Annotated in this window: 20 protein-coding genes and 2 pseudogenes; 11 read left to right on the forward strand and 11 right to left on the reverse strand. The window is 67.6% G+C overall.

Annotated features, from left to right (window positions below):
* Positions 1 to 684: 684 nt before the first annotated feature.
* On the forward strand, positions 685 to 1,332 hold the full coding sequence (locus tag ABZS64_RS37310) for a TMEM175 family protein (protein WP_355839355.1): 648 nt from the start codon (positions 685 to 687) through the stop codon (positions 1,330 to 1,332).
* Here ABZS64_RS37310 and ABZS64_RS37315 read toward each other — a convergent pair.
* The gene (locus ABZS64_RS37315; protein ID WP_355839357.1) at positions 1,268 to 1,927 is read right to left on the reverse strand and encodes a WD40 repeat domain-containing protein; all 660 of its coding nucleotides are present in this window, start codon (positions 1,925 to 1,927) and stop codon (positions 1,268 to 1,270) included. The two genes, ABZS64_RS37310 and ABZS64_RS37315, sit on opposite strands and share 65 nt — an antisense overlap.
* A gap of 105 nt (positions 1,928 to 2,032) precedes the next feature.
* Between ABZS64_RS37315 and ABZS64_RS37320 the strand changes: the two genes are divergently transcribed.
* Positions 2,033 to 2,794, forward strand: coding sequence for a PIG-L family deacetylase (locus tag ABZS64_RS37320; RefSeq protein ID WP_355839359.1), 762 nt, complete (start codon positions 2,033 to 2,035; stop codon positions 2,792 to 2,794).
* A 175-nt stretch (positions 2,795 to 2,969) separates the two neighbouring features.
* Here the strand turns inward: ABZS64_RS37320 and ABZS64_RS37325 are convergent, their stop codons facing one another.
* Positions 2,970 to 4,193: an SUKH-4 family immunity protein gene (locus tag ABZS64_RS37325; RefSeq protein WP_355839361.1), complete on the reverse strand. Its 1,224-nt coding sequence runs from the start codon at positions 4,191 to 4,193 to the stop codon at positions 2,970 to 2,972.
* A 589-nt stretch (positions 4,194 to 4,782) separates the two neighbouring features.
* Here ABZS64_RS37325 and ABZS64_RS37330 point away from each other — a divergent pair.
* Both ABZS64_RS37330 and ABZS64_RS37335 read left to right on the forward strand, forming a co-directional pair.
* On the forward strand, positions 4,783 to 5,187 hold the full coding sequence (locus tag ABZS64_RS37330) for a contact-dependent growth inhibition system immunity protein (protein ID WP_355839363.1): 405 nt from the start codon (positions 4,783 to 4,785) through the stop codon (positions 5,185 to 5,187).
* A gap of 299 nt (positions 5,188 to 5,486) precedes the next feature.
* Positions 5,487 to 5,628, forward strand: a pseudogene (locus tag ABZS64_RS37335) (IS5/IS1182 family transposase); the annotation flags it as partial.
* 489 nt (positions 5,629 to 6,117) lie between these two features.
* On the opposite strand, the gene ABZS64_RS37340 reads toward ABZS64_RS37335, so the two are convergent.
* The 4 genes from ABZS64_RS37340 to ABZS64_RS37355 all read right to left on the reverse strand — a co-directional run bounded on the left by ABZS64_RS37340 (position 6,118) and on the right by ABZS64_RS37355 (position 8,344).
* Positions 6,118 to 6,279 carry a hypothetical protein gene (locus ABZS64_RS37340; protein ID WP_355839365.1) on the reverse strand — a complete coding sequence of 54 codons (162 nt, stop codon included), beginning with the start codon at positions 6,277 to 6,279 and terminating at the stop codon, positions 6,118 to 6,120.
* Between the two features lie 96 nt (positions 6,280 to 6,375).
* On the reverse strand, positions 6,376 to 6,753 hold the full coding sequence (locus ABZS64_RS37345; protein WP_355839367.1) for a fic family toxin-antitoxin system, toxin component: 378 nt from the start codon (positions 6,751 to 6,753) through the stop codon (positions 6,376 to 6,378).
* Positions 6,753 to 6,995 carry a hypothetical protein gene (locus ABZS64_RS37350; RefSeq protein ID WP_355839369.1) on the reverse strand — a complete coding sequence of 81 codons (243 nt, stop codon included), beginning with the start codon at positions 6,993 to 6,995 and terminating at the stop codon, positions 6,753 to 6,755. Before ABZS64_RS37350 ends, ABZS64_RS37345 begins: the two co-directional genes overlap by 1 nt.
* A 920-nt stretch (positions 6,996 to 7,915) precedes the next feature.
* Positions 7,916 to 8,344 carry a VOC family protein gene (locus tag ABZS64_RS37355; RefSeq protein ID WP_355839371.1) on the reverse strand — a complete coding sequence of 143 codons (429 nt, stop codon included), beginning with the start codon at positions 8,342 to 8,344 and terminating at the stop codon, positions 7,916 to 7,918.
* 445 nt (positions 8,345 to 8,789) lie between these two features.
* On the opposite strand from ABZS64_RS37355, the gene ABZS64_RS37360 reads away from it, so the two are divergent.
* Positions 8,790 to 9,329, forward strand: coding sequence for a GNAT family N-acetyltransferase (locus ABZS64_RS37360; RefSeq protein ID WP_355839373.1), 540 nt, complete (start codon positions 8,790 to 8,792; stop codon positions 9,327 to 9,329).
* Here the strand turns inward: ABZS64_RS37360 and ABZS64_RS37365 are convergent.
* Complete coding sequence (locus ABZS64_RS37365; protein ID WP_355839375.1) at positions 9,313 to 9,744, reverse strand: hypothetical protein; 432 nt, start codon at positions 9,742 to 9,744, stop codon at positions 9,313 to 9,315. The genes ABZS64_RS37360 and ABZS64_RS37365 overlap by 17 nt on opposite strands.
* A 233-nt stretch (positions 9,745 to 9,977) precedes the next feature.
* A complete protein-coding gene (locus tag ABZS64_RS37370; RefSeq protein WP_355839377.1) occupies positions 9,978 to 10,286 on the reverse strand; it encodes an SH3 domain-containing protein in 309 nt (102 codons plus the stop codon).
* Between the two features lie 393 nt (positions 10,287 to 10,679).
* Between ABZS64_RS37370 and ABZS64_RS37375 the strand changes: the two genes are divergently transcribed.
* From ABZS64_RS37375 to ABZS64_RS37385, 3 genes are all read left to right on the forward strand, one after another.
* Positions 10,680 to 11,102, forward strand: coding sequence for an Hsp20/alpha crystallin family protein (locus ABZS64_RS37375; RefSeq protein WP_355839379.1), 423 nt, complete (start codon positions 10,680 to 10,682; stop codon positions 11,100 to 11,102).
* Positions 11,103 to 11,271: 169 nt separating this feature from the next.
* Entirely contained in the window at positions 11,272 to 11,646 is a 375-nt protein-coding gene (locus ABZS64_RS37380; RefSeq protein ID WP_355839381.1) for a DUF2267 domain-containing protein, read from the forward strand.
* 523 nt (positions 11,647 to 12,169) lie between these two features.
* On the forward strand, positions 12,170 to 12,730 hold the full coding sequence (locus tag ABZS64_RS37385; protein ID WP_355839383.1) for a DoxX family protein: 561 nt from the start codon (positions 12,170 to 12,172) through the stop codon (positions 12,728 to 12,730).
* Between the two features lie 167 nt (positions 12,731 to 12,897).
* Here ABZS64_RS37385 and ABZS64_RS37390 read toward each other — a convergent pair whose 3' ends face one another.
* A complete protein-coding gene (locus ABZS64_RS37390) occupies positions 12,898 to 13,101 on the reverse strand; it encodes a hypothetical protein (protein ID WP_355839386.1) in 204 nt (67 codons plus the stop codon).
* Between the two features lie 260 nt (positions 13,102 to 13,361).
* Here ABZS64_RS37390 and ABZS64_RS37395 point away from each other — a divergent pair.
* Positions 13,362 to 13,580, forward strand: a pseudogene (locus ABZS64_RS37395) (SAM-dependent methyltransferase); the annotation flags it as partial.
* Between the two features lie 6 nt (positions 13,581 to 13,586).
* On the opposite strand, the gene ABZS64_RS37400 reads toward ABZS64_RS37395, so the two are convergent.
* Together ABZS64_RS37400 and ABZS64_RS37405 are read right to left on the reverse strand one after the other, a co-directional pair.
* A complete protein-coding gene (locus tag ABZS64_RS37400; RefSeq protein ID WP_355839388.1) occupies positions 13,587 to 14,018 on the reverse strand; it encodes a hypothetical protein in 432 nt (143 codons plus the stop codon).
* Between the two features lie 126 nt (positions 14,019 to 14,144).
* Entirely contained in the window at positions 14,145 to 14,564 is a 420-nt protein-coding gene (locus ABZS64_RS37405; RefSeq protein WP_355839390.1) for a hypothetical protein, read from the reverse strand.
* 271 nt (positions 14,565 to 14,835) lie between these two features.
* Here ABZS64_RS37405 and ABZS64_RS37410 point away from each other — a divergent pair, with 271 nt between their 5' ends.
* Positions 14,836 to 15,810, forward strand: a complete 975-nt coding sequence (locus ABZS64_RS37410) for an alpha/beta hydrolase (RefSeq protein WP_355839392.1) — start codon at positions 14,836 to 14,838, stop codon at positions 15,808 to 15,810.
* 243 nt (positions 15,811 to 16,053) lie between these two features.
* Positions 16,054 to 16,850: transposase (locus ABZS64_RS37415; RefSeq protein ID WP_355839394.1), on the forward strand; the 797-nt coding region annotated here is incomplete at its 3' end.

Raw genomic sequence — 16,850 nt, forward strand, 5'->3', positions numbered from 1 at the left:
TGCACGATGCCGCTGTCGACGTCGCCCCAGTTGCCCGACCGGGCGAACGCCTTGAAGGCTTCGCCCCACGCCTCATCGAGTGCAGGCTTGGTGACACCCTCGCTGTAGGCGAAACGCTGAAGATACTTTTGCCCCATCGACCCACTCCTGCTCCCTGCCCCGGGCAGCCCTTACGCATCGCCCTCGGTGGTCGCAAGATAGCCATCACCCATCCACGTGCCGCCGCATCTCACCCGGTCGATGGCGTGTTTGAAGCCCTTGTCGTACGAGTAGGACGCCAGCTGATGGCGATCTTTGAAAACGGGTCCGGTCGGATTTTCGTGATGGTCACGATCGTCAGCCCAGCGCCTTACGTTTGACGGCGGGAATGCCCTGGTCATGGGGGTTCTGTCCGGGGTGAAGGACGTGCTGTTCCCGAACGCTCTGGGGTTGGTGCTGGATCGGTTGACCGAGGTGGGTGGCGTTGTTGTGGCCGAAGCCCACAGCGCCGTACCGGAGTTGAGGTGCCCGGACTGCGCGACCGCCTCGCGTCGGGTGCATCTGTCCCTCACCGGGCGCAGATCGTTGGCGTCATGATCTCCGAATCTCCCGGCCACGACAACCGGGCGCCGTCATGCGGCCCTTCAAGAAGCGCGACGAAGGCGATCTGAGCATTCTTGGGCATTTGATCCTAGGGTGGGGGTTGTGAACGGCCATCAGCGAGTGCGGGACGACGAGGGGAGCGCGGTCCGACTCCTCGCGCTGTCGGACGGCGTGTTCGCCATCGCGATGACGCTGCTGGCGCTGGACATCACGCTGCCCGCCGGGCTGGACACCGCCGGTTTCGAGCACGCGCTGGGGGATGTGATGCCCAACGTGTGGGCGTACGCCCTCAGCTTTCTGGTCATCGCGGCGTTCTGGCGGGGCCACCACCAGGTCTTCCGGTACGTGCGGGAGGTCGATGGGACGGTCATCAGATTCGGGCTGCTGAGCCTGGGGCTGATCGCCCTGATGCCCTTCCCTACCACCCTGCTGGCCGAGTACGGGGACCAGCCGCAGGCGGTGGCCGTCTACTCCGGGGCCGTCGCGGCCATGGGGGCCACACAACTCGCACTGACGGTCGCACTGTGGAAGCGCCCGTGGCTGGGTAGCGCGGCGGTGCCAGATCCCGTCGCGCGCAACGACTTGGCCGATCTGGCGTCGACGGTGCTGGTCTTCGCCGTCGCAGTGCCGCTCGCCTTCATCTCCCCGACGGGCGCGAAGCTGTGGTGGGCCGTACTGATCCCGATCAAGTCAGTGACGGGCAAGCGGGGCAAGCGCCTGCGCGCCGCCGCCCAGCAGTTCGGCGCCTAGTTGGACTCCGTTGGGTCGGCTTGGGGGCTGGGTGGGCTGTGTCGGCCTGATGGTCAGCGGCAACATGCGTCGGCCACACCGCTACCATCGCCGGCTCCTGCGAGTCTTCTACCTCCCGAATCTCGCCAGCGCGGCGCCCGAGGCGAGGCGGACAACCTCGACACGGTCGCCTCGGTCCAGGTCGAAATCGCCCGGCCAGCACCCGCACCGACGTGGTGATGCTTCGGGTCGGAGACGTCCCACAGCCGGACCGTGTCGTCCCGGTCGCCAGTGTCCTCCCGTCCGGGCTGAAGACCATCGCGTCAACGGGGCCCGTGTAGCCGGTCAGGGGTTTCAGTGCCTTGGGCCGCTTCGGGTCGGAGAGGTCCCGCAGCCGCAGTACGTCAGAGCCGCCGCTGACCAGGGTGCGCCCATCCGGGCTGCAGTCCAGCGCATCGATTGCGGTGTGTTCACTCGACGCCTCTCCCAGAGGCGCGGCCTGGGCCCGTTCGAGCCGAGGGTGCGGTGCGGCCGGTGAGGAGACGGGAGGGGAATCGCCCGTCCAGTATGCGCCCCTCCACACAGAATTATTGGGCTTTGTCGACTCAAGACTCACACAGCCGCTCGCCCTGTCAGCGGGGCCGCAAGGCCTCCGCGGGCCCGGCTGGCCTGCCGAGCTGGCCTATGATCCGACCTCCACGCACTCGAAGGTGACCCACCGATGCCTGTGCCGAGCCTGCTCGCTGTTTACGCTCACCCGGACGACGAGTCCCTGTGGTCAGGCGGGGTGCTCGCCCGTCACGCCGCCGCCGGTGCCCGAACCGCAGTTGTCACGGCAACCTGGGCCGCTAACACCCCCCGCGCTGCAGAACTGGCCAAAGCTCTCGAGGCCCTCGGCGCCGGTAAGCCACGCATGCTCGGCTACGCCGACGCACGCGCACCCCAATCAGCCCCGGGCAGTGCGCGATTCTGCGACGCACCACTCGACGAGACGGTGGGACGGCTGGTCGCGCATCTCCGCGAGTTCCGCCCGCAGATCGTGGTCACCCACGACGCCTACGGCGGACTGACCGGCCACCCCGACCACGTGCACACCCACCGGGTGACCATGCTCGCAGTCCAAGCGGCCGGGCTTGACCAGCTCTACCCCGATGCCGGTGACCCCTGGCAACCGACCGCCCTGTACCTCGCCACCCACCCACACTCAGCAGTGCAGGAGCTGAGCGGACTCCTAGCCCGTGAGGGGAGAGCGATACACAGCGTTCCCGACGAGCAGATCACCGCAACCGTCAACGTCCGTCCCTGGCTGGAGCAAAAGTGGGCCGCCGTACTGGCACACCACACCGAGGTGGAGCGAGGAGCCGCACCAGGCCTGATCGCTGGCCTCCCACCGGCCGACCGGGAGCGTGTCCTCTCCACCGAGTGGTACATCCGCCACAACCCCCGCACCGTGCTGTCAGCCCAGACAGAACTCACCGCCTGACGCGGGACCATCCCTGCGGGTACGGGGAGGAGTGTGCGCAGACGACGTCGTCCGGCACGCTCCGGGGACTGTCTGAAGGAATGGCCGGACAGCTGCTCCGGCCGGAGCTGTCAGAGCTCGACGAGAGTTGCGAGCAGCGCCATGGACCGGGTTCACTCCGCCGATCCGGGCGGGTTCAGAGGACGCCACCCGCCTCGTCGTGGAACACTTCCGGCCAGTAGCGGTAGTCGTCCTCGTCCTTCGCCGGCAGGCAGGCCACGGGGTCGACCGATGCGAGGACCTCGACCATGGTGTCGGCGAGCTGGTGGTAGAAGTCCTGGGTGAAGTCGTGCTGCTGGTCGAGCCGTTGCTCCCGGCTGTACATCCACACCGTGAATGCCAGCGTGGATATGTCGGCGTTCACCGGAGTCGTCGTGTCGGCACCATACCCGTGGTACGAGAGCAGGCCCGTGCGGCCATCGATCACGACCTCGAAGTCGTGGACGAGGCTGCCGAGGCAGATCAGCCGATCCGCATCGGCCGGCATCCAGCCGGCTGCGCTGTCCGCGCCACACGCGCTCTGCGTCCCGGTCTCAGCCTCGGTTTCGGCCAACATGCGCAGCAGGTACTCGTCGTCCCACAGCCCAAACAGGAGCTCCACCTTCGGGAGCCCCACCTCGGCGAGGAACCGGCGTGTCGGCTCATGGATCAGGGCCGCAGGCAGCTTCGCCGGATCGATGCGCATCATCTCGTCCGCCCCGAACTCCTCCTCCAGCAGCCCCTCCGGCAGGTCAAGCTGCAGGCCGCGGCCCGGCCCGGCGACCAGTGCCAAGGGCCGTATGGTCGAGGCGATACCCCACAGCACCGGGATCTCGTGGTCCCAGCAAGATCGAGGGCCCGCGCTGCCCCAGTCGCCCTCCCCCCAGGGTTCTTCGACGAAACCGGCCATCAGCAACTGCTCGGCCTCCGCCACCACTTCGGGCCCCCTTCGGCCCGCAAGGTGAGCGAACCGGCCTCGCATCGCCCGGAAGTCGTCCACGTGCGCGAGGAACCGCGCCAGCGCGTCGACCGACGGCGCGAGCGGGATCACGTCGATCAGGCCGGGCGAGTCCTCGAAGAGATACATGGTGAACACCCGCCCCGTGGCGCCATCGAGGACGACCTCTTGGCCGTCGCCCTTCTCGCATCGGAGGTGTCCGATCAGCAGCAGCCCCGCGATATACGGATCGAGCTTGCCCGGGTCCGCCCCCTCAGCCAGCAGATCCGGAACAGGCACCGCCCCCGGCCCGGCCAGCGGTGCGAAGCGCATCAGCACGCTCTCCGCGGGCAGTCCGGGTCCGGTAAGACGGACCCGAGTCGCCCCGTCCGTGACGGACGGATGCAGCACGTGCGCGGGCACGGTGATACTGGTAGCGGACATACTTCCCCGTGGTGGTGTGCCGTGCACTTCCTACAACCACCACGATAGAAGGCACCACCGACAGCAACGTCAGTCCACCCCACCACAACCCCGGCACACACGCGGCGGGGATGCCACTCCCCCTGTCGCCGGCGGCCGGAGCCGCCGGGCGGCTGCTACGGCCGGAGCTGGCTGAGCTCTTCGAGACTGGCCAGCAGCGCCAGGACCTTGTCCTTGCTGAGCTCCAGGGGCCTCGCAGACAAGAGCGGATAGACCATCGGCCACGGCCTCGCGGGCAGAGATGAGGAGCTCCATGGCGCGAAGGGCCGAGGGGAAGGCAGCGCGAAGCGAGGGAGCGGGGCGCGGAGCGTCCCCGCCGACCAGCTGCCGGGCCCCCGGTGCGTGAGAGCGGGAGCGCCGGGCCGCAGCGCAGCGGAGCGACCGGCGCGGGGGGTCTCGACGGCCGGACGGTGTCACCCAGTACCGGCAGCTGACGGGCCTTCGCCCGAGCGAGGCCCGGGAGGATAAAAGGGACAACGCCCGGCGCCTCGCGCACAGCTGAGCCTGCAGGCGGCGCGGGGAGCGCGCTCGGGGCGGGACAATCACCCGGATGAACAGACTCCTGCACCGCGACCGCACGCTCGAGGACCTCGAGGACTCCCGCTGGCCGGACCCGGGCCCCACAACCAGTCTCGCGGAGAGGGTGCACGCTCTGCGCCGCAAGCCGATCGGCACGCTGACCGTCGAGGACCTGCGGACACTGATCGTGCAGAGCGTGGGGCTGCCGTTCCTCCTGCCGCTCGCTGTCGAGGTACTGCTCAACAACCCGCTGGTGGAAGGCAAGTTCTACGAAGGCGACCTGCTGTCCGCGGTGACGACCAGGGACCCCGGCTCCTGGTCGATGTTCCCCGACCTCGCCCGCGAGCTCGGGACGGTCGTGTCCCGACTGACCGACCTGCCGAATGAATTGCACCGGGACGCCACGTCCTTCCTCACGACAGTCGGGCACGCCTAGAGCTCGAGCTCGACCGGCCCGGGGGGAACCTGCTGCTGCCCGGACGCAGGCAGGCTGGAGAAAGTGGTGACGCTGGAGGCGTGGATGGCCCCGGACACGCACGGGATGCGCCTCTGAGCGTCTGCCAGAATCTCGTCCCGCCGACCGGCCAATGCGCCGCCCCGCCCATCCACATGGTCATGCGGCCCGCACAGCTGAAACGGGCTTTCTTCCTCCGCTTTCGCCGCCCGGGGCGCGATACCCGGCATCGCGGGCCCACTACGACAAGAAGATCGCGCAGGGCAGGCACCACACCCAGTGTCTCGCCCGCGACGGTGTACCAGGTCATCCAGCGGCTGCGGCCTCTCCTAGCCATCGAAACCGGCGTCCCGGCCTGCCGACGCCGTGGAACGGCTGTGGATCGTGGACGGCACCCTGATCCCGGTCCGCGGCCGTAAGGTCGTCCGTGCCCGCGTCGAGCACGCCTTCGACCGCGGCGGCTGGCAGTCGTTGAACAGGGCGGTCCACGAAGTGCACACAGGCAGGCTCCAGGTCACAAACGGCCTGGAGCCTCTCGCCGTCCTTCTCCAGTTCGCGCAGCCGGGGCGGGTATCTGACGCTCCCGATCCGGTCCGCGGCCGGGGCAGATCTATCGCGAGCCGGTGGACGGGTGCTGCTGGACGTCACCGGCTGGAGTCCGGCGCAGCTTGCCGAGGGCGCGGCGCTGCCTACTGAGTTTGCCTCGTCCTTGCCCTGGAGGCTCCCGACACCCCAGCTGCTCAGAAGAACTGGGGGATCAAGCTTCGTTCATCGCTCTGTACATCTGCGCAGTCCCGAGTCACCGGCCTACCGGCTGCGCAAAACCACCGGGTCCTGACACCCTCCTGTGGCAGGCGAGGGCGCCGAGGCGGCGCTCCCAGGACCGGCTCTGCACGCGGCCTGCTGTCGGTGTCACCGCAGGGGGATGAGTAGGGATACGGCGTTGTTGATGGTGCGGTCAGCCTGTACGAACCGGAAGGTGGCGGCCTCGTCGGCCTGGGGGCCCTCGGGCGACGTCCGGGTGGTGACGGCGAGTAACACCTGGCCGCGTGTGCGGGCGCGATGTCCGTCCACTCCTGCGAGGTGGGACGCGTCATGTCGATGCCGGGGAAGCCGTTGACGGACGCCGAAACGCCGTCGACAGGAGCAAAGGCAGCGAGGTGTCTCCCGTCAGGTTGAGGCGGGCCAGGAGCGCAGCAGTGCGGCGATTTTTGCAGCGGTGCAGGAGGGGTCGCGGAGCAGGTCGCGCAGGGCGATGGCATCACCGCGGGTGGGCTTAACAGGGTGACCTGAGGCTTCCATGTACATGACGCCGGTTGCTGCCGCGACCGCCATGTTGGAGCGCTCGAGCCAGCGGCAGCGGCCCAGGATGTGGACCAGGGCGGCGGCTCGCGCGTACGGGCCGTCGTAGACCGGCTGCTGGAGGAGTTCGGCCTTGTGGCAGGCGACGGCGGCCACTGGGACGCCGTAGTCGTCGGGCGCCGGATCTCCTGCCCCGGCGATCTCGGCGACCTGCAGGATCCAGGGGACGTCGATGTGCAGTTCCATTACGCGGCGTGGGCTCCCGAGGCGGGCTGCTGGGTGTCCTCGGCGTCGTCGTCGAAGACGTGCTGATGCTCGTCTAGGAAGCGCCGGGCGGCATCCAGGCCGCGGGCGCGCAGGCCGCCAGCATCGTCCCGGACCAACTGGGCGATGTAGTCGCCGATGCTCAGACCGCGGTCCTCTGCCCGCGCCTTGGCGAGCTCCGCGATCTCTGGCTCTACCCGGGCCCCGAGCTGTGTCTTTGCCATACCCGCATGGTAACAGCTGTTACCAGGGGCCGACAGTCATCCCTACCGCTTCGGCGTCTCGCCGCCGGTCCTCGATCATCGCCACCGCGTGTCCCACCCCGTCATACAGGCGTCGGGAACCAGACGCTCGGGCGCGGGCATCCAGCCATCCCCGCCGGACTACCGGCTCGACGGTGCCCGCCTCCGGCCGGGCGGGGCGGGCACATTGCGCGACTTGGCGCGAGTGAGCAGTGCCTCCCTGCGCGTGCGGTGCTCGTTCTGCCGCAATGGTCCATGGGCGGGGAAGACGAGTGCCGGTTTTCCGCCCGGCGCCCCTGGGGGGCCGACTCCACCGGTTTGGCGACGGGCGGGGGTTCGACGGGACGGCCCTGTCCCCTGCCGTGTTGGAGCTGACCGTGACGCAGCATGTCCCACCTCTGTCCGGTCCCTGCGCGATCGAACGGACGGAGGCTGCGGGAACGAACGCAGTCCTCAACTCATTCGTCACTGCGGCGGCGATCAGCCCCACGAGATTGTCGGTCCAGCAGTCGGACTCCTTGGTCGCAACTTCAACACCGCAGCCACTACATATGAGGTTGCGTCCGTTCTGGCCAGCGAATCCGCAGCAACCAGCGAGACGCCGCGGATCGGGATGGAGAGCAGTCCCCGGAGCGTCGTCCGGGTGAAGGATCAGAAGGCTTGCATCGAAGTTCACCTTGAAGTTTCCTGGGACCATCCGGGGCGAGACGACCTCGTGGCCCGGCGGCCGCTCGGGGCCCCTGATCGGCTCTCCCGGTACCAGCTCGTTCGTTAGAGGCTGTCGGCAGTTGGCGCAGCGAAATATGTCACACGGCCATTCTCCGCGCCCTTGAACCAACGAACTGCGAGGGATAGCTGCCAGTCGGAACTCCAACGGGGAACGAGGACTCGTTCGCGGCCCCTCAGTCGATACAGAACTCGTTGCCCTCGATGTCCTGCATCGGGATGCACGAATCATTGCCGTCATACAGCGTTCGCACGTGTACCGCGCCGAGCGGGACCAGTCGAGCGCACTCGGCCTCAAGTGCGGCGAGGCGCTCTTCACCCACGAGTCCGGTGCCGACCCGCACGTCAAGATGCAGCCGGTTCTTGGCGGCCTTCCCTTCGGGAACACGCTGGAAGTACAGTCGCGGGCCCACGCCTGAGGGATCACTGCAGGCAAACCATGCGTCCTGCTGCTCAGTTGGCAGAGAGCGCTTGAAATCGCCCCAAGTGGCAAACCCCTCCGGTGGCGGCGGTACGACGTACCCCAACACCTCGCACCAGAACCGAGCGAGGCGCTCAGGTTCAGCGCAGTCGAAGGTGACTTGGAACTTCTTGATCGACGTCATCGGGCAACCATATTGGCGTGTGCTGTTCACCGAGCCCTCGGGGTGTCATCGCCGCGCAGGTCGAGGTCTCGCGTGACATGAGTAGCGCCAACGGGCCAGATCATCTGAGACAGGGGCCAATTCGCAGGAGAAGGGACATCAAGGGCATGATTCTCACCTCCGTGTCGTATTGGACACGCGGTGGACATCCCCGGTGAGAAAGGCCACGAGATCCGAGAACCTACATGCTTGTGTAGGTTCCCATTACCTGATTCACCGTCAGCTCTTCAGACCCGCGGCTTTGCGCACCGTTCCAGCATCGTGTCAGTGCCGGATTCCCATGGTGCGTGTCATTTTCCTCGGCGCGCGGGCCCGGAGGCGTCTGTGGCGCCTAGGTGCTCCTTGGGGTTCGGATCTAGGTGGAGTTTCCCGTTCGGTTGGTTTGACCACCTGTTAGCGTGCGCGGATGGAAGATCTGGGACCCGTGGCTTGGCCGCCTGAGCCGATCAGGACCGAGAGGCTCGTGCTCCGTGAGCCCGAGACCCGGGACCGTGCGGCGTTCATCGAGCTGCTCGCCTCGCCAGAGGTGCACACCTACCTCGGCGGCCCCCGGCCGCGTGACGAGCTTGAGCGCGAGATGTCCGGGGCGCCCGAGCGGTGGCCCGGGAGCTTCGTCGTTGATCTCGACGGGTCGATGATCGGCCAGATCCTGCTCAGGAGAGCAACGGGGCACCGTCGCCCGGCTGCCGCGGGGAAGGCCGATCTCGGCTACCTGTTCCTGCCGCGGGCGTGGGGATTCGGGTACGCCGCCGAGGCGTGCGCGGCCGCACTCGACTGGTTCGACGGCGTCCTTCCCGGCGAGCCGGTGGTGCTCACCACCCAGACCGCCAACGTCGGCTCGATGCGTCTCGCGGCGAAGCTGGGGTTCACTGAGGTAGAGCGGTTCGAGGCCTGGGGCGCCGAGCAGTGGCTCGGCATGTGGTCCCCGGTCACGCCGTCCAGTTGAGTTTGCGACGGAACCGCCGGAGTACCCGCGCATCCACGCGCGAGCGGCCCGCAACCGCGACTTGCCCACGCGCATGCCGGGCGTCACCTCTGTTCTGTCGCCGCGTGACCTTGCCGTCCAGGTCGGCCTTGAGCAGGAAGGGCTGGGCGACGACGTGCCGCACCTCCGGAGCGAAGTCGGCGAACAGCAGCCGCCCCAGCTCCAGCCGCGACTCGTAGATCACGTGATCGCCCACGGTGGCCGACCAGTACGTGCCCGAATAGTGCTGCTGCCCCTTGTACCAGCGGAACGTCCGCCACGGCCGGGCCTCCCGCAGCAGCCCGAGTGGCACCGACGGCCACTCCAGGTCCTCCACCACCGTCTCGTCACCACGCCGGACACTCAGCCGTACCGGCGCAGCCACCGCTGTACCCATCGGACCATCAACCCCGCGATCTCCGAGGCGGCCTCACTGGCCGCCGAACGCTGGGGTCCTGCCCCGGCCAGCAGTGGAGACGACGACCGGGGAGGTCCTGTACACGAAGAGAGGAACTACTCGTCCACGGAGCATGATTTCCATCCCCGTGTCCTATTGGCCACGCGGTGGCCATCGATAATGGAAAGTGGCCACGGGATCTGGAAACCTACAGCTTGTGGTGGGTCCGGGAGTCAGCCGGCCAGGTTTATCAGGCCGTCGTTGCGCACCCAGCCCTTGGTGCCCTTGGGGATCCCGGACTTGGAGCGCTGGGTGAGCTGGCTGTAGCTCCAACCGCCCTTGCTGCAGAAGACCTTCAGCTTGTCGCCCCGGTACAGGTAGCCCTTGCTCTTGTAGCTGGTGCCCGGGCCGCTGCGGTAGTTCCAGGCGTTCTTGCCCACCGTGGCGCCGAAGTCGGACCAGTTGCCGGTGCACTGACTGTTCTCGCCGACGGCATGCGCGGCCGGGGCTGTGGTCATGGTCAGGGCAGCGGCGGCAGCCATCGCCAGGACGGCGGGGAGGACCGAGCGGGTTGCGATATGCGGATCATCGAAGGCCTTTCGAGGGATGACGTGGCACACGCCCGGCAGTGGGCGTACTTGGAGGGGACCGGGCCTGGCGGCCGGCCGGCGTCCGGACGTTCCGATCCTTCGCAAGGGACTGCGGGTGCTGGCGCCTGCGCCGGTTCGTCGACGGCGCCGACCGGGTTCTGATGGCCGCTGCCGCCGGACCTCCACGCCGTCACAGTATCCAGGGCGGCGGCACGGCCAGCCGCCCCTGAACTGGGCTTTCGGGGAAATATCAGCCCATACTTGTCAAGTTTTCTTCTCTGAGCTATATGAATGGTGTACGGGCATCGCAGACCGGATCCGTCGTTCGAAAGGAGATGACCAGTGATGCTCATGCGCACCGACCCGTTCCGTGAACTGGATCGACTCACCCAGCAGGCGCTCGGTACAAGGTCCTGGACCACCGCCATGCCGATGGAGGCATACCGCGCGAATGACGAATTCGTGGTCCACTTCGACATCCCGGGTGTCGACCCCGAGACCATCGACCTCGACGTCGACCGGAACGTCCTCACCGTCCGCGCTGACCGCCGCTCGCCGACACCGGATGGTGCACAGTTGATCGCGGCCGAGCGCCCGACCGGGACGTGCAGCCGCCAGCTGTTCCTCGGCGACAGCCTCGACACCGAGCGGATCGACGCCTCGTACGACGCCGGGGTCCTTACGCTCCGCATCCCGGTGGCCGAGCAGGCCAAGCCGCGGAAGATCCAGATCTCGGGCGGCGAGCCTCCGAAGCAGATCGACGCCTGAAACGGGCTGCACCCGGCTCCCGGCAGGAGCCCTCGCTTTGCACTGCCGGGGGCCGGCAGCCGGCCCATCTCGTACACGCACCGTCTGACATCGTCGCCGGCGCCTTTGGCCCGGAGCTCGGCGAACAGAATGAAAGGAACGGATACCGGAGATGCGATGGAGCGAACTCGTGGAGAAAGTACGCGAGCGCGGGGAGTACCCCACCACCAAGGAGGCCGAGCGGATCACAAGGATCGTGCTCTCCACACTCGGCGGGCACCTGACCGGTCCCGCGAAGGCCGATCTGGTCAAGCGGCTGCCTGTCGAGGCCGCCACGGTCATTGCCGAGCAGGTACCCGTCATCAAACCGCTGACCGGTGCGCAGTTCGTCGACAGTGTGGCGGCCCGGATCGATGGAGCCACTCCCACGACTGCCCGCTGGGACGTCAGCTCGGTCCTGAGTGTGGTGGCGGACGCTGCGGGTGACGAGCTCACGGAGCGGATTATCCGTCTGCTCCCGCCCGGATACGCCCTGCTGTTCGGCCGGGTCCAGCTTGCCGCCTGATCGCCTGCCGCCCAGCCCCTCCGAACTGCGGAAACTGCCCGCACGTGAGGTGTGCTGGTGCCGAGCAACGACCAGTGGAGGTGGGTGACCTGACCCACTACCGTCCCACGGGGCGGATCAGCCCCACGGGCCTTGCGGTTGTACATATTCTCGTCCTTGAGATGGACATTCCTCTCCGAGAGGGGTGATGGCGATGTTCCTGTCCGTAGCGTCATCGGCCCTCAAGAGGTGCTGGCAAGCCCTGTTGAGGTGCGGGCAGATCTTCGAGTGGTGGGGGGACGCCTTCGAGAGGCCCGGGAGGTCCGGACCACATTGGATGACCTGATCACGGATGTGATCCTGCGGCCCCTGCGAGGAAGCCCCGCCCCAGTCAGCACAGTTGGCTCCGCGGAGCGGCACCAAACGCCGACACCAGAGCCGCGCATCTCCGAACCGGCTCAGGTCTGAGGACCTGACAGGCCCGACGTGCGTGACGTTCGCATCCCCGCAATCAGAGAATCATTGGACGTGTGAAGGAGGGTAAATGATGGCTGTCGGACTCTTCCTCATTCGTGTCGTCGTCGGAATGCTGCTCATCGGGCACGCCGCCCAGAAGCTCTTCGGCTGGTTCGGCGGGCACGGGCTCGCCGGCACGGGCGCCTTCTTCGACGGCATCGGCTACCGGCCAGGACGTCGCCTGGCTCTGCTGGCCGGCCTCGCCGAGCTGACCGGTGGCCTGCTGCTGACGCTCGGCCTGCTGACCCCGCTCGCCGCCGCCATCATCGTCGGCACGATGATCGCCGCGGCTGCCACGCACATGCGAAACGGCCTGTGGGTGCAGAACGGCGGCTACGAGACCCCGCTGCTCTACGCGGTCACGGTGCTCGGAGTCGCGTTCACCGGACCCGGCGGCGTATCGCTCGACCGTCTGTTCGGGCTGAACTGGCCGTGGCCGTATGGCCTCTACGCCGCGGCGCTCGGCCTGCTCGCCGCCCTGCCGTTCGTCATGATGCGCCGACGGCGGCTGGCGAAGGAGCCGGATCAGCCGCAGCGGAACGATGCGCGGCATCCGAAGCAGCGGCTGAAGATCCGTATCCCAGTCTGACCACGACCGGGCTCCGGTGCCGTTGGAGCGCGGACGCCCCGGCACCGGGGCCTGACCGCGCCGGAGTTCGCCGTGTACGTGGCCCGTGAGGCACTCCCGTACCTTCTCCTTGACGTCCGCGGGTGTCGCGGCCTCGCAGTCGATGGTGAAGCTGCCGACGAGCCGATTCACGTCTCGAAGAGTCGGGCCAGGACCTGCGGATCGAGGGCCTGGCTGAGGAGTTCGCGGAGTGCGGGGCTGGCCCGGTACATGTACGAGGGCGCGGTCGGCGAGGTGGGGCGTGAGACGTGGATCGGGACGACGTCCGGTCGGCCGCGGGAGTCCGCGACCGTCTTCGAGCGCCCCAGTGCCTTGGACGTGCGGGCGACCAAAAGGTGCGGCTTCGCAGGGAGTTCATCAGGAACCTCGATGACGGGTACGGCCGCCGATTCTTCGGCTTTGCGTGCAGCCAGTCCAGCAGGCGAAGGACCATGTCGCCCTTGTCACGGCCATTGAAGCGGAGCTTGCCCATCTCGCCTTCACCTGCGGAAATAGAGATCACCTGGTGCAGAAAGGGCCTATTTGTGACCTTTACGCAAATGCAACATAGGCCGCTCTGGGCTAACTGCGCTGATTCGCCTGCCACATCCGACATCCGACGCTGAAACCGGGCGGCGAGGGCAACGAGGAGGCGATGCGGTTCTGGAACGAGAACGCGACGCCGCCCATCACGGCTCGCAGCAGCGCGGAGTTCTCCACGTTCCTGGACGGCCTGGAGGTACTGGACCCGGGCATCGTCTCGTGTGCGCGCTGGCGGCACGACGACGCACCACAGGTGGACCAGTGCGGCGCGGGCGCCCGCAAGCGGTGAGCTGCGTCAAGGCGCGGGATCCGCGGACTGCTTGATGAAGAAGCGGCTCAGACGGGGGCCGACCAAGGCGACGACGACGGCGATCCCGATGGCGACGTAGTGGGCGGCTTTCTGAGTGTGGCTTTGCAGGAGCCATTCCGCGCCAAGTGCCGCGGCCACGAGCAGGAACTTCGCGGCGAAGATGTTGAGATGCCGCAGCTCGGGGAGTTGGATGCCTGTCCTTGCCTGCTTGCGTCGTAGCAGCAGAGTTGCTGCCGGGAGGATGACCAGCATCAGCCCGAGCGTGCGCAGGGCGTGCTGCCAGGGAGGGTCTTCGGCGCGCGCTGCCCAGATGAGAGCCAGGACGACGCCGATGACCAGGTACAGCTTGCGCGCCTGACGCGACGGTCCCGCCGTGGTCCGGGGAACCGCGACCGCAGTGCGGTGGGTGGAGGTCATCGGATTCACCTTGCTCTTCCTTCTGCTCGTTCCTGGCGACCGGCACCTGCCGGTGCGTCTGTGGGCCTTACGGGAGTCCGGCTTCCCCGCGCCGTTCCCACCGCAAGGTGAGCGTCGGCCAGGGCGTCAGTCCTCGGCATGAGCGTCCGTTGCCGCGTCGCCAACCTGCGGTGGCGCGGGTGCGGGGGTGATGACGCCGGCGAACATCCAGCGGACGGCCAGCGGAAACATGTCGTCGGGCACACTGTCCGGGTCAGTGCGCCGCTGGGCGACCAGTCCCTGGAACAGGGCCAGTAGGAGCGTGGCCATGCGCTCGGCGGGAACGGTCAGCGCACCGCCGATGTCCGAAATCCGGCGTTCGATGACCTGCGCCAGCGCCTTGCGGGTGGCTTTGCGGGTGAGAGCTGAGAGCTGCCACTGGCTGTCGGTCGGCATCGACAGCACTCGGTGTCGCCGGGGAGCGATGTCGATGCGTATGGACACCGCCTGGGTGCTTGTGGTTGGGGCATCGAAGCGCTCGGCGTGGTAACGGGGCACTGGTGCCACCGAGTCCACGGTCGATCTGTACGCCGCGATCCACCGTGCCGTGCGGTTTCTCGAACGGGTCGATCCATTCGGGTTGCAGTGCCCGGTGTGCACAGGGGGGTGCCGTGTTCATCAGCACGTTGCCGTTGTCCTTCCTCTGCCCACCCAGGGACGGACCGGTGCGATCGCGGGTGTGCCGCCGCCCCGCTACCCTGATCAAGGATGGATATATGCGCAAATGCTGCATCTGGCGTCGTTGCTGCCCCAACTCTGTAGGGAAAGGAGGATCAGCATGACTGCAGTGCTTCCCCCTCCCACTCCGGTCCTGGAGCCCGCGGCGAAGGACCTGACCGAGGCGACCTCGCCGCACCCGCGGATCTACGAGGTGCCGCCGGATCAGGGGCGTGACATCCTCTCTGGCCTGCAGACCGGAGAAGGTGTCGCGAAACCCGACGTCGAGGAGGAATGGGTGACCGTCGACGCCGGCAGGTGGGGGCAGGTACGCACCCGCATCGTGCGCCCGCGCGGCATCTCTGGGACGCTTCCGGTCATCCTCTACATCCACGGAGCCGGGTGGGTGTTTGGCGACGAGAACACCCACGACCGCCTCGTACGCGAACTCGCCGTCGGCGCCGGCGCGGCTGCGGTCTTCCCCGTCTACGACCGGGCCCCCGAGGCCAAGTACCCCACCCAGATCGAGCAGAACTACGCCGTGGCCCAATGGTCGGTCAGCGAAGGCGCGCAGCACGGCCTAGACGCCTCGCGCCTCGCCGTGTGTGGCGACTCCGTGGGCGGAAACATGTCCGCGGCCCTCGCCCTGATGGCCAAGGACAGAGGCGATGATGTTCGGGTCGGCTGCCAGGTCCTGCTCTACCCCGTCACCAACGCCGACTTCGACACCCCGTCCTACCTGCAGTTCGCGGACGGGGACTACCTGACCCGGGACGGAATGATCTGGTTCTGGGACCAGTACACCACCGATGCCGCCCAGCGCGCCGAGCCCTACGCCTCGCCGCTGCGGGCCAGCATCGACCAGCTGCGCGGCCTGCCGCCGACCCTGGTCATCACCGACGAGGCCGACGTCCTGCGTGACGAGGGCGAGGCCTACGCGGCCAAGCTGCGTGAAGCCGGCGTCGATGTCACCGCGGTCCGCGTTCTGGGCATGGTCCACGACTTCATGATGCTGGACCTCCTGCGTGACACCAACGCCACCAAGGTCGCTCGTCACCTCGCCATCGACGCACTCAAGACCGCCCTGCACGACTGACAGTGACGATGTCCGTGGTGACGCCTCGGCGGTTCCTGCTTCGCCGATGAGCGTGTCGTTTCTTTCAGCAATGAGTTCACCATCAGCTAGCCCACAACCTGACATCAGCAAGGTCCCCACACAATCGACTACACACCGAGCGCCACCAGAGCGGGCGACACAGCCGTGCTCACCGCCAGGAGTGGAAAGCCCGGTGTGCGCAAGGCCCCTGCGCTCAGCGGCTCCGGGCGAGGGGCACGGCACGTGTATTGGAGCAATTTCACGAGCGGGACGATCGGTCGCGCCGATGTGGACGGGACGAACGTCACTCAAAGCCTGGTCACGGGTGCCTCGAATCCCGCAGGCATGGCAGCCGGTAACTCGGCGGTCTACTGGGCCAACAACGGCTCCAACACGATCGGCCGGGCAGGCCTCGACGGGCAGGACGTCGACCAGAGCTTCATCACGGGGGCCGCGGGCCCACGGGGCGTGGCGGTCGACGCGCACCACATCTACTGGACCAACAGTTCCACCAACACGATCGGCCGGGCGGACCGCGACGGACAGAACGTCAACCAGAACTTCATCGTCGGGACCGTGGGCCCCTTCGGGGTTGCGGTCGGCGCCACCGACATCTACTGGGCCAACGCCGTATCCAACACGATCGGCCGGGCAGAGCTCGACGGGCAGGATGTCGACCAGAGCTTCATCACGGGGGCCGCGGGCGCAGACGAGGTAGACGGTGCCCGCTCCCGCACCGCTCACCCCGCCAGCCGCCGACCGCGTCCCCGGCCCCTCAGGCCCGGCAAGATCCGAAAGAGACGCCCTAGTAGGACTCCGTTACGTCTGCCTGTCGGTCCTGTTTGGGGGCATGTTGAGGGTGTGGATGCACATGAAGTGAACCGTGCTCGGGCGAAGTTGGCGTTATTCGTGGCTGATGTGTTCGCGTCGGTGCGGCGCAAGGACCAGCGGGCCAAGGGTGACTGTTATCTGCGGGGGCTGATGCTGGACGGGCGGCGCAAGTCGATCCAGCCGATGGCGGAGCGGCTGCCGGACGGCAA

Origin of the sequence: Streptomyces sp. NPDC005408 (assembly GCF_040606445.1) — a bacterium.
Lineage (GTDB): Bacteria > Actinomycetota > Actinomycetes > Streptomycetales > Streptomycetaceae > Streptomyces.